This is a genomic window from Pseudarthrobacter sp. NPDC058119 (genome assembly GCF_042884655.1).
Taxonomy (GTDB): Bacteria; Actinomycetota; Actinomycetes; order Actinomycetales; family Micrococcaceae; genus Arthrobacter.
Map to the genome: position 1 here is coordinate 157220 of NZ_JBHVTN010000009.1, position 12431 is coordinate 169650.

Annotated in this window: 6 protein-coding genes; 2 read left to right on the forward strand and 4 right to left on the reverse strand. The window is 60.3% G+C overall.

Going from position 1 to position 12431, the window contains the following annotated elements; genetic code table 11:
- Positions 1-649: 649 nt before the first annotated feature.
- The 4 genes from ACFVTD_RS18500 to ACFVTD_RS18515 all read right to left on the reverse strand — a co-directional run bounded on the left by ACFVTD_RS18500 (position 650) and on the right by ACFVTD_RS18515 (position 7994).
- Positions 650-3127 (reverse strand): family 78 glycoside hydrolase catalytic domain, encoded by a 2478-nt coding sequence (locus ACFVTD_RS18500; protein ID WP_387565754.1) that lies wholly within the window; start codon positions 3125-3127, stop codon positions 650-652.
- 46 nt (positions 3128-3173) lie between these two features.
- Positions 3174-4466, reverse strand: coding sequence for an MFS transporter (locus tag ACFVTD_RS18505; RefSeq protein WP_387565757.1), 1293 nt, complete (start codon positions 4464-4466; stop codon positions 3174-3176).
- A gap of 380 nt (positions 4467-4846) precedes the next feature.
- A complete protein-coding gene (locus ACFVTD_RS18510) occupies positions 4847-6370 on the reverse strand; it encodes a family 43 glycosylhydrolase (protein WP_387565760.1) in 1524 nt (507 codons plus the stop codon).
- Between the two features lie 199 nt (positions 6371-6569).
- Positions 6570-7994, reverse strand: a complete 1425-nt coding sequence (locus tag ACFVTD_RS18515) for an MFS transporter (RefSeq protein ID WP_387565763.1) — start codon at positions 7992-7994, stop codon at positions 6570-6572.
- A 550-nt stretch (positions 7995-8544) separates the two neighbouring features.
- Between ACFVTD_RS18515 and ACFVTD_RS18520 the strand changes: the two genes are divergently transcribed.
- Together ACFVTD_RS18520 and ACFVTD_RS18525 are read left to right on the forward strand one after the other, a co-directional pair.
- Positions 8545-10836 (forward strand): beta-glucosidase, encoded by a 2292-nt coding sequence (locus tag ACFVTD_RS18520; RefSeq protein ID WP_387565766.1) that lies wholly within the window; start codon positions 8545-8547, stop codon positions 10834-10836.
- Between the two features lie 72 nt (positions 10837-10908).
- Entirely contained in the window at positions 10909-11673 is a 765-nt protein-coding gene (locus ACFVTD_RS18525; RefSeq protein WP_387565879.1) for an SDR family oxidoreductase, read from the forward strand.
- The last annotated feature ends 758 nt before the right edge of the window (positions 11674-12431 follow it).

Below are 12431 nucleotides of genomic sequence, written 5' to 3' on the forward strand. Positions count from 1 at the left end.
GCGTTGAGGGCCGCTATATCGCTTTTGAGAGCCTGACGAACGGCCCCCCCTTTTCTCATAAATTGTCAGATACCCGGCAGGCTCCAAGGCGGGCCGGCGGCATGAGGCGTAGGCGACCCGGAAGGGAAATCAGTCAAGCCGTCCTGCACGGTATTTGTGGATTCAGGACTTACGTCAACCGCATTTTCGACATCTTCTGGTGCTCCGAAGGCCTCGCTTGGTCACGTCCGATTCTTCGGATTGCATCCTAGCGGGGCAGGGAGGATCAACGAATCTGCGCTGCCAGCGCTGGATCATTTCCAGAGCAAGGCGGCCCGGGCCCCATTTCGATCCGTACTGTGAGCGGCTGGGTACGGTCTCCAGGTCAACAGCATGGAACGTCCACGACGAAATTTTGCAGAACCAACAAGGCAGCTTCCGAGAACCAATAAAGGAGTCAGGGGCTGGAACTAAAAGTTCCAGCCCCTGACTCCTTTACGTGGCGTACCTTTGCCGATTCTTTCGGACCGTTGAAGTGCGAGGGGCTGAGAGCCCCCCCGCCTGCTGTGGGTTGCCTTTAGTGAAAAATCACCGGACCGGACCCGCCATTACGCCATAGCCGCTTGCGAACCTGCGCGACCACACCTGGCGGGTACGCATTTCGATGCGCTCATACGTCCAAGGCGAGAGCGACCATGAGGTCGTCCGTAAGCGCTCCAGGATCGGCAGGAAGGAGCTCTATCAGGGCGCTGAGCGACAAGTGACCCATCGTCGGCAAAGTCTCTGTCATTGGCATCGCGGGTATGTGCTTGGTGATCACTGTGCAGACCGCGTCCCATGCTTGAGGCTCGGCGGCGATCTGATTCAAACGGGTGTCGAGAGTCATCGCGGTGCGTCCATATCCAGCAGGCAGGGCACGCTGCCAACGGTGGCTTCCAGCGCCAACGACGATTGTCTCCTCTACCTCTTGCAACGGGAGGATCACTTCAGCTTCAATGCCTTCGGGTACGGTTGCTTCCAGCACCAGGCCGGCAGCCTCGATGGACCAGGCGACTTCGATGCGGCCATGGACGGTGTCGTGAGCAACTTTCGCCGACGTAAGGCCTCCTCCCGGCTGGGGGGCGATGCGCACACGCCCGTAGCCGGGCGTGAGGCGTTGCAGACCACCGATTGTTCGATGCATCCAGTCTGCGACCGAACCAAGCGCGTAATGATTCAGGGAGGTCATACCTGTGGAGTTAAGGGTGCCGTCAGGCAGCACAGAATCCCATCGCTCCCAGATGGTGGTGGCGCCCATAGTGACGGGGTAGAGGAATGATGGACAGGATTTCTCCGTCAGAAGGAGATAAGCCTCCTCAAGATGCCCGGTGCGGGTCAGGGCATCGGTGACCAGAGGGGTGCCCGCGAAGCCGGTCGAGATGGTGAAGCCGCGCTCCGCGACAATTTTCGCGAGCCGCTGACCAGCCTTAATTTCTTGCTCCGGCTCCAGCAGATCGAACGTGATCGCAAGCGCGTATGCGGTGGCGGACTCCTGGAGGACACGACCGCTACCCGTGACGTACTCGTTCCGGAATGCAGCTCGTACCCGTGCGGCCAGGGCGCTGTAATGCTCCAGGTCGTCGTCGATTTCGAGGAGCTTCGCGGTCTGCTGCATCTCGTGCATAATGCGGTATACCCAGGCGGCAGCGACGAGGCGACTATCGGTTTTGCCGCTGGCTGGGCTGTTGGCCGGAGCGTCGGGGTCGAGCCAGTCGCCGTATTGGAAACCGGTGCTCCATAGTCCGGAATCGTCCAGAAGCCCCTCGACCTGGCGTGCATGCGCGTTCATCGACTCGTAGCTGCGGCGCAAGAGTTCGAGCTCACCGTATTCCTGGTACAGCGCCCAGGGGAGACTAACGGCAACATCACTCCATAATGCTGCCGGAGATACGGCGTTGCGAAGCACGTCAGGCACGGCCCAGGGCACGAGACCCCTCGCGCGTTGCTCGATGGCAAGGTCTTCCAGCCAGGACCCGAGGATGCCCCGCACGTCGAAAAGGAACGCCGCGGTGGGCCCGAATACATTGATGTCACCGGTCCATCCCAGACGTTCGTCCCGTTGGGGGCAGTCGCTCGGGACGCCGACGAAATTGTCGCGCATTGACCACACTACGTTTTTGTGCAGCTGGGTAATGAGAGGGTCGGAGGTTTCGAACCAACCAGTGCGACGCATGTCGGTGTGCACGACGACGGCGCTGATGTCCTCTGGACGTAGTGCACCGGGCCAGCCGTCGACTTCGACGTAGCGGAAACCGTGGAAGGTGAAGCGAGGCTCCCACGTCTCCGGTCCCTCGCCGCGGAGCGTATACCGGTCGGTTGCCCGCGCGCTGCGGTTCGACTCGATTTCAAGCTCACCCTCGGGGGTGAGGAGCTCGGCGTGGCGTAGAGTCAGCGTGCGTCCGCGCTCACCAGTGACGGTAAGGCGCACCCACCCGGAGATGTTCTGGCCGAAATCGACAATAGTGCGACCCGACGGGGTCGTTAAGATCTCCGCAGTCGGGAGTTCTTCGATCCGACGGATCGGTGGGCCACTAGGTGGCTGGAATGCATCTTCATTCCACGGCAAGACGAGCGTTCCCTGCCAGCCTGAGTCATCGAAGCCGGGCAGGCTCCACCCGACCGGCTCAAGCGTTGCGTCGTAGGTCTCTCCGTCGTAGAGGCTGTGCTCAAGTACCGCCCCGGTGCCGGCGGCGAACTGCTCGCTGGTATCGATGATCTGGACGTCGCCGGAGTCGTACTCGATGCGTAGGCGCAGCGAGAGAGCGGGTCGCTTCGTGTAAAGATTGCGGCCGCCCTCCCAGCCGAGCCGGCCCACCGCCCAGCCCTCTCCGACGATCGCGCCGACCGCGTTCGCCCCAGGGGCCAGCAACGCGGTAACGTCATGGTCACTCACGAGCAGCCGATGGTCGTAGGGGGTCCAACCCGGCGCAAGCATTTCGTCGCCGATGCGGTGACCGTTCAGATACGTCTCCACGACGCCCAGCCCGGTAACTGACAGCACCGCAGAGACGATGCCGGCGCGAGCGATGAACTGGCGCCGAAAGTATGGGGCGTGCCCCGTGTCAGGTGCGTCTGCGGTAATAAGCGGAGCGTGGCGTGTCGTGGTCATGAATTTCCTGTCAACAATAGGTGGAGCTGAACGTGCCGCGTCCCGATTACGCCGTAGCGGCGCGTTCGTCAACGGCGATCTCGGCCTGAGCCTCGATGTCAATCTTGGAATGCTGATCGCGTGTGCGGAAGGCGTACCATGCGATGCCGCAGCCAGCCGCGATGACGATGGCCAGGAAAAGGTAGAACACGTTCGCGCTGAGCTGCATAAGCAGAGGCGTGAAGATGGCCAGTACGGCGGCAAGCAGCCGGGCGACCGCGATGATCGTCCCTTGAGCCGTGCTGCGCAACAACGCTGGGAACTGCTCCTGCGTCCACACCTTCATGATCGGCTCGAACGCGAACGTGGTGCCGATAAGGCCAAACAGGCTGGAGACTACGGCAGTAATGAGGCTGATCCCGAAGACCGCATATACGAGCTGAGCGATGACCCAGCAAACCGCGCCGATGACAAAGTAGTTGAAGCGCTTGGGGCTGTCAGCGATCTTCATAAACCAGATTGCCGCGAAGATACCCAGCGGAATGAGCGGGAGCCCGATCAATGCCGCTGTCTGCAAATCCACGCCGCCCACGTTCACCAGCAGATACGAACCGAACTGTCCGCCGGTATTGGCAGCAAGGTTGGTGAGAGCGTAGAAGCCGAGAAGTGCGAGAAACGGGACCCTGTAGGAGCCTCGCACCAGGTCCAGCAGGGCGACGTGATCGGCACGAACGGTCTTGATGCCCTGGCGCCGCTCGTTGCGCGCCTGGGTCCAAGCGGCAGACTCGGGAATGGTGAACCGGCCGAGGAGGACGAGCAACGCCACGACGGCGATGTGGATGAACAGGATTTGTGCGCCGAGGCGGCCCAGGTTTGCGATTCCGGCCGTGAGAAACGAACCTACAATGAAACCTGCCGACCATAGAACCTGGGAAAAGCCGATGAGCTTGCCGCGATTCGCATCCGTTGCCGCTTCCGAGATGGAAGCGAGCGAGACCGGCAAATCCGCGCCGGTCGCAAATCCAAGCAGCAGCGCGCAAGCCATGATCGGCATGAACGAGTCCGCCACAGCCAGAGCCGCGGCCGACGCGACGATGATCATCATCGTCGCGATGAAGATTGGACGACGCCCGAACCGGTCGCCGAGCCTACCGCCGACCATGGCCCCTACTGCGATACCGAACGTCAGACCACCGGATGCCAGGCCTATTTCACTAGGCGAAAGACCGATGACACCCTGATACAGCACCATCGCTGTGCCGAAAGTCACGATGGCCACGGCATCGATATACGACGCCATCCCAGAAACGACGGCTACCCACCAGGGTCGTACCGCGCGAGTTTTAGTTGCATCAGTCACTGCTTCTCCTTTGAAAACTGTGATAAGGGATCCCGAATAGTCGGTTCCCTGCTCTGCCCGCTGGGGCAGTCGTCAGGTCCGAATCTTCCGATTGAAGCAACTAATCCGCATTAGTTGCTACGTAAGCATAGAGGGAAATCGTGCGTGGGTAAATGCTGTCCTACAAGCATTCTAAAAATGCGGCCGCTCCGCGCAGGACGATCCCGAGTTCGACGACAACAACAGGCGCGACTGCCCGGGTCATGAACAGGTCATCTGTTCGGGATCAGGGCGACAGCGATTGCAGCAGCGCCGGTGCCCAGAAACCGCTCAAACCTCTACTACGCGCGCCATTAATTTGGCTGGCACGCATTTGCTCCCAGCGAGTCCCCCCAATGAGCTTAAACGCCCGGCCTGTGATGGGGGATCGCGGGTTCGGGGGGATGGAACGCAAGGGAGCGGAGCTCGACGGTCGACTTGCTCGAGAATTTTAGAGTGATTGTGTAGTCGCCGTGAAGTTCAATATAAAGAGGTTCAGAGGTGTACCACGCGCTGCTAGGCATGAGCGAAATAGCTCCGATGGCGACGCCGTCAGCGAGAACGCTGACGTGCACGGTGGAAGGGCTGCGGTAGTCGAGGGCAAACGCCGTCGGTCCGTCAAAGTGGATCGACCGGTATTCCAGGGTGGACGAGTTCGTGAGCCCACTGATGAAACGGTCGTGAGCGTCGTGCGCTACGTAGGGCATTCCATGCGAGGAGAAGCTCAGACGTGGCAGTTTCGCACCTCTGATGGAGCTTGCAATGATTGCGGGGTACACGCCGGCACTCGGCAGGCCCGCGGCGTGGAGCCCTGAACTAGTTACCCGCACCTGCGGGATGGCACCGTTCGGGAGGATCTCGATTGGTTCCGCGCATGCTTGCCGGCTCACTCCCCGCGCGTGAGTGGGGCGGTGATAGAAGACGTACCACTGGTCGCCTATTTTCTCGATGCCGCCGTGGTTGTTGCCGGTTCGGTTGGTCCGCTGGGCAGGCCCACGTCCCTCGAACCCGATGTCACCGTTTGAGATGATGACGCCGCCGTATGTGAAGTCCCGGTCGGGGTGTCGGCTGGTGGCATAGCAGAGCTCGTGCGAATTTGCGGAGGAGTAGATGAGGTAATAGAGGTCGTCGATCCGGCGAATTGACGCACCCTCGAAAAAGGCATGCCCTTCAAATGAGGTGCCCTTCACCCGTGGTGGGATCACCCGCCGAGGCGGCCGTCGCACGGTGAGCATATCTGAGTCCAGTTCTGTTCCCACCAAGCCTTGAGCGGTGCCTCCAAGGGCATGCAATTCGGCGCGGCTTAGTCTGAAAAGGCGTCTCTGCAAGGCCCGGACAATTGGCTGGAGGGGAGCTGCAGCGTCATCGAGCGGCAGGGCAGCTCCGTAGTACAGACGAATCACTCCGTCGTCATTGATGACGGCGGGGTCGAATCGCACATAACCGCGCAGGAGCGATCCATCAGAGTTGCGAACATGGCCCAGGAATTCATATACGCCGTCTGGTTCGTTGGCGACAGCGACTCCAATGTCCCCTCGCCAGCCAGGCGCAGGTTTCTTCCCTCCGAGGCAGTAATAGAGGTAGAAGCGGCCGTCATTGCCCTTCACCACATCTGGCGCATAGAGATGGGGTGCGTCCTCGCTGTAGTGCGGATCCTGAACAGCTCGATAGTTCACGCCGCGACTGGACCAGGACGACAAGTCGTCGACCGGAGCCGAGAAGAACTCGTAGTCGAGTTGGCAGTATGTGTCCCCGCCCTCGCGGTCCTGCGAACCGAACAGGTACACACGGTCACCGAACACGTGTGGCTCACCGTCTGGCACGTATCTGTCAATTGGAAGCAACGGGTTCATGGCGACCGCAGGTCTCTGCTGTTGAGATTTCATGCTCGTTCCCACCCGGAGATGCGGCCGCCGCCGAAGCAGGAGTACGTTGCGAAGTCGCTACTCTCGGCTCGTCCTTCAGCGCGACTGTTGCGGAGGCAATCGTGACTCCCGGGCCGGCCGTGCAGCTCGCTGGCGCCTCCCCCGTTGATTTTCTGGGCTTGGGTGGACATGGTGGTGATTTCTCCTTGCATTGGGGTGTTCAGCGTGCGCGTTTGATCGGGATGACGGCAAAAGCCCCCAGTGCCACAAGGACGAATCCGGCAGGCCAAACGGGTCCGTAGGATCCGGCGAAAAGTGTGACCACCGCGCCTGCGATGATGGGGCCCAGAGCCTGCCCGAGGTTCTGTCCGAGCGCCGACATGCCGAGGTCACGGCCAGCGAATGCCTTGTCGGGCAGCACATCGATGAACAGCGCCTGATCAATGACGGTGAACACTGCCAACCCGACCGCCGTAAGTGCGCTTTGGATGAACATGGCCGGTAGGGTCGGCGAGAAGAAAGGGATGAGCAGGCTGAACGCCATGATCAGTGCGGCGGCGATCACGAAAGGCTTTCGGCGCTGGATCCTGTCCGACCACCGGCCGACGATCCACATCGCGATCAGTGCAAAGGGAGCACCGACGAGGAGGAGTAAGGGAGCAGTGGCGGCCGCCGCCTCGGCGCTGAGAGCGGGGGTGATATAGCTCTGCAGCATGTAGATTGCATAGACGGTCGAGAGGCCATAGCCGGTGAACAGGATCACCTTCGAGATCCAGGCCCACCTGTAGTCGCGGTCTCGCAGACCCGCGATGAATGAGGTGAAGAAGATCATCCACTTTAGCGGCGGTACTGACATATTTCTTGATGACTTGTCAGGGCTGAACAGTGCGAACGCAAGACACGTGAGGGCAAACACGATTGCGAACGGGTAGTACGCTGCCAGTCCGATGACGTTGAACAAAATGCCGGCCAACACCGCGGAAATGATCGCGGCAAGGTAGGCAACGAGGCCGGAGATCGCTGAGAGAATGCCGATCCTGTTGTCTGGAACGCGGTCTGCCACAGTAGTTAGAACGGGCCCCTGAGCGATGTTGACCACGAGCTGAGCGAGTGACCATATAACGATCATTACGGCAAGGTTCGGCACACTGGGCATGAGCGCCGCAAGTGCGCCGCCTCCGACAGCGCCGGCTGCGATCCAGGGGCTACGGCGGCCCCATCGGGACCGCGTACGGTCCGACAGTACGCCAACGATTGGCTGAATCAGCATGGTGATGACGGCACCGATGGCCGTCACTAGGGAGAGGCTTGTTGCTTTTGCGGTTTCATAGTTTGCCAGCAGCCCTAAAAGCCTGGATTGGTCAGTCGAGGGGGTGATGGTCCCCGCGGCGACCTCCGCTTTGAGCGCGGTCAGTTGCTGCAGGTTGACGCCAGTGTCAGCCCCAGTGAAGAAATTGGCGAATTCGATCTGTTGGACGTGCAACGGGAGGATGATGCCTATGATCCCGCCCCACAGCAGCATGACGCCGAGGTAGGCCAGTGAATACAAGCCAGTGTATCGCCGGAAATTCTTGGTCTTAGCCGCGTAGCGGACCGACACGGAGGTGTCGGATGCTCCCGCTAGATCTTGGGGGATGGTGGACATTGTCAGGCTCCTTTGCTTGCCAATTTGCTCAGGCGTATGGCCCCGATGTGCCGCTTGGTGGAGCGGGCCGGGCGGCCGTTTGTGGTGATACCTCCCAAGCCCTCCCTATCGATCGCATATTGATGTCGCGGGGACACCCTGAGGCGGTATCGGTTTGGGGTACCGTACGGCAGACTTGAGTAGCTAAAGCGCATTAGTTATCAATAGTACACCCCAGTTCTCGACGCATAAGTCTTCCATCGGCTGGCCGCAGACTGTAGTGTTATGCACTAATGCGCATTAGTGCACAGCACAAAGGAGTGGTTTTGTTTGTCCAAGTCGTGTGGTCAGGTTCCTCGTGGAGTCATCACAAGGAATCGCCATCGGCGCCTGCGTCGATAGATCAACGCAGATGGAAATTGCCGCGGACAATGCCTTGCTGCAGGCTCTCACGCCTGATACGCACCTTCCTTTTTCTCGGCGAAGCCGACTTGTCAAGGCGCTCTCTTTGTCGCATCTTGCCGCCTTCATCCTCGGCACCTTCACTCTCATTTCCCACCAAGGACGTCTAATGACGGCCTCTACCACTATCGAGGAGCAGTCGCACATGACTCATCCAGCTATCAGCAATCTCACTCCCCTGGAGAAGGCCAGCCTTGTCTCAGGTGAATCCTTCTGGAGAACGACGACTATAGAGCACGCGGGCATTGAGGGTGCGATGCTGACTGATGGGCCTCACGGCATCCGCTTACAGGGTTCGGACAGTGGAGAAGACCACCTCGGAATCGCTGACAGCGCGCCCGCCACGGCCTTTCCGACCGGATCCGCCCTCGGCTCGAGTTGGGACGTGTCGCTATTGGAGGAAATCGGCACCGCTCTAGGCGTGGAAGCGCGCTACCTCGGCGTCGACATCCTGCTCGGACCAGGGGTGAATATGAAGCGGTCACCCTTGTGCGGCCGCAACTTCGAGTACTTTTCTGAAGACCCTCGACACGCGGGCGTCCTTGGTGCTGCGTGGGTGAGAGGGATTCAAACACAGGGTGTGGGAGCGTCGGTAAAGCACTTCGCCGCGAATAATCAGGAAACCAAACGAATGACGGTGAGCGCAGAGGTCGACGAACGCACCCTTCGGGAAATCTACTTTCCGGCATTCGAGCGTATCGTAACAGAAGCCGATCCAGCGACGGTCATGTGCTCCTACAATCGCATCAACGGAGTGCTGTCCTCGCAAAACAAGTGGCTCCTTACCGATGTTCTCCGAGGCGACTGGGGCTTCGCGGGTTACGTTGTTTCGGACTGGGCGGCCGTGCAGGATCCCGCCGCCGCACTGGCGGCGGGCCTTGACTTGGAGATGCCGCCTCTCGGCAACGGTAGTGAGCCGGCGTTGCTCAAGGCGATAGACGATGGCTTGTTGACTGAATCCGCGCTCGAACAGGCGGTCTCACGGATCCTCACGGTTCACGATCGACTACGCGCCCACCGGGGTCCTGTGAAGAAGCCTGATCTCGATGCCCACCACGCGCTTGCCCGGCGAGCAGCCAGCGCTAGTAGCGTGCTCCTTACCAACGACAACATCCTCCCGCTGGAACGCGACTCCGCAGATGCAATTGCGGTGATCGGCGAGCTTGCTCGAACGCCCCGGTATCAGGGCGCGGGTAGCTCTCACATTCACCCCACGCGGTTGGACTCCGCAATCGACGCGATCAACGCCTCGACAACTCGGCCAGTTACTTTCGCAGCGGGCTACCATCTGGATGGCAGGACGGATCGCGATCTCGTCACGGAGGCTCTCCGCGTCGCGGAGGGCGCCTCGGTAGTCGTACTTTTCCTGGGGCTGCCGGATGGCGATGAGTCTGAGGGATTCGATCGTGAGCATATCGACCTGCCGTATGCGCAGCTCGAGCTTGCGGCCGAGCTCGCAACCACAGACACCCCCATCGTCGTCGTCCTCAGCAACGGTGGAGTCGTAGATCTTGGTCCAGTCGTTGACAAGGCATCAGCGATTCTGGAGCTGTGGCTGGGCGGCCAGGCCTCCGGTTCAGCGGCGGCAGACGTACTCTTTGGTATCGCTGAGCCGGGTGGACGTTTGGCAGAGACGATCCCAAACAAGCTTGCCGATAACCCTGCACACTTGAACTGGCCTGGCGACGACTCCGTACTCTACGGGGAGCGGGCGTACATCGGATACCGATGGTATGACGCGCGCGAGATGGATGTAAGGTTCCCGTTCGGGCACGGACTTAGCTACACAACCTTCGAGTACTCCGATCTCCAGGTTGTCGTACCCGACCCGCAAAGTCCGCACGTCACTGTCCGCGTTACGGTCACGAACACCGGTAAGCGCGACGGCTCGGAAGTCGTCCAGCTTTATGTAGCACCCCACTCTGGACGCGTCGACCGCCCCGTTCGTGAACTTCGGGGGTTCGAGAAGGTCATGATTCCCGCTGGACAGCATAAGGTCGTTGAACTTGAACTTTCCGATCGCGATTTCGCGTACTGGGGGAAGCAAGGCTGGACAGTCGACCCGGGTGATTACACCATCGAAGTGGGCCCCTCTTCGCGTTCGCTCCCGCTGACTGAGGTCGTCACCCTCGACGTTCCGCTCCTGCGGGACCCTCTGACGGGAGACTCGACAATTGCCGAATGGCTGGCCGACCCTGTCGGATCACCTCTTATGAAGGAAATGCTCGCGGTAGCAATGGAGGGATCGGCGGTCCCCGCAACGGATGACGTGTTCAAGTTGGCGGCAGACGTGACGCTCTCCACCTTCGTCTCGTTTGGCGGGGGCGACCAGGACGGCGTAGTCACGGCATTGGAGCGAGCTGTAGCGGAGGCCGGAGCCGCCCTACCGGCCTCGCGCTGATCCTTGAAGATCGCCAACGCGGACGCAGCCGCAGATACGTGCAAAACCGGATCGACAACAGAAGGGACGGATATGTCGGGTCGACTTGAGGGAAAGGTAGCCCTAATCACGGGGGGATCCTCAGGAATGGGAGCCTCGCACGCGCGGGGCTTTGTCGCACAAGGCGCGAAGGTAGTGATCGGTGACATCGCTGATGATGCTGGCGCCGCCCTGGCGGCGGAACTGGGGGATGCCGCCGTCTTCACGCACCTCGACGTGACAAACCCTGCTGATTGGAGCGCCGCAGTGGAAATCGCAGAACGCTCCTTCGGCAAGATGAACGTGCTGGTCAACAACGCCGGCATCCTCAGTGGCGGAACACTCGATGAGTTCACTCCCGAGCAGTGGGACCTCGCGATGGCGATTAATGCGAAAAGCTGCTTTCTCGGACTCAAAGCCAGTCTTAACGCCCTTCGCCGTGCCCAACCTTCTTCAGTGGTCAACATCTCGTCTGGTGCCGGCCTGCAGGGCATCGCGGGCATGCACGCATACACTGCAAGTAAGTTTGCAGTTCGAGGCTTCACAAAGTCGGCTGCACTGGAACTTGCCGGGCAGGGGATCCGAGTGAACTCGGTTCACCCTGGCAACGTGAATACCCCAATGACCCAAGGTTATGCGGCCGCCGCCGGGGTTTCTTCCGATGATCTAAGAGCTCGTGAAAAATCCTCTCTGACACGTGCCGCCGACCCGTCAGAGATCACTGCTCTGGTGCTCTTTCTAGCGAGCGATGAATCGTCGTTCTCCACAGGAGCAGAGTTCATCGCTGACGGAGGGACCACCGCAGGAGTGGTCTTCTAAACCGGTGTGTGGGATGCCCGCAAAGCGGGCATCCCACACACAAAGGGCTACGCAATCGCATGGTGGGCGCCCAATGCGCTGGAACGAAGCGGGGCAGGGGCGTCCCCGCTAATCTCATGACACTCCCCCACCCTGCGGACCGGCCGTACTCGATGCAGATCCGGTAGCAGGAGGGCCTCGGTTTCGCCTTGTTGATCACCACACCGCCAGCAAACAACATCCAAGTAGATACGTGATCCTCGGCGACGGAAATCTACACTTGCCGCAAAGCAGCTCGACTACAATGTCGTGAACGTATCTGCTAGCGCCCAAGCAGTCCGGAGTCAATCGGCGTAGTGGACGCCAACGGGAAGCAGTCGCCGCTACCTCGTTCCGGGCTACGAACCTTCCGGAGAGCCGGCTAAAACTTAGACCGCGGCTATAGATCGGGCCCTGCCCCGCCTCATTGACATCGCGGCCAGCAGAGGCCATAGGTCAACAAGGTCGGCGACATCTTCGCAATCTTTGAGGTGGACTCGAACTCCCCAACGGGCTCAGAGTATGTGGTGACGACCAAGTTTTGCGGCCGCGGCTCCTCTGACTCAGTGTTTCGAATCGGCGAGGCAGCTATGCCGAAAAACAAGCTGGCCGTCCATTTCTATTCGGTGTTGTACCGCAAAATGCTCGTGCGGCTCCTTGCGGTCCGCCTCGGTCCTAAATCCCCCGTGTAGCCGTTGTGGTTAGCGTTCTTTGAATGGAACCGCAGCTGAACCCACAGC

Excerpts from the sequence above, each read along its gene's own strand:
- ACFVTD_RS18500 (WP_387565754.1), bottom strand. The coding sequence starts at position 3,127 with ATGACCACGACACGCCACGCTCCGCTTATTACCGCAGACGCACCTGAC.
- ACFVTD_RS18510 (WP_387565760.1), bottom strand. The coding sequence starts at position 6,370 with ATGAAATCTCAACAGCAGAGACCTGCGGTCGCCATGAACCCGTTGCTT.
- ACFVTD_RS18515 (WP_387565763.1), bottom strand. The coding sequence starts at position 7,994 with ATGTCCACCATCCCCCAAGATCTAGCGGGAGCATCCGACACCTCCGTG.
- ACFVTD_RS18520 (WP_387565766.1), top strand. The coding sequence starts at position 8,545 with ATGACGGCCTCTACCACTATCGAGGAGCAGTCGCACATGACTCATCCA.
- ACFVTD_RS18525 (WP_387565879.1), top strand. The coding sequence starts at position 10,909 with ATGTCGGGTCGACTTGAGGGAAAGGTAGCCCTAATCACGGGGGGATCC.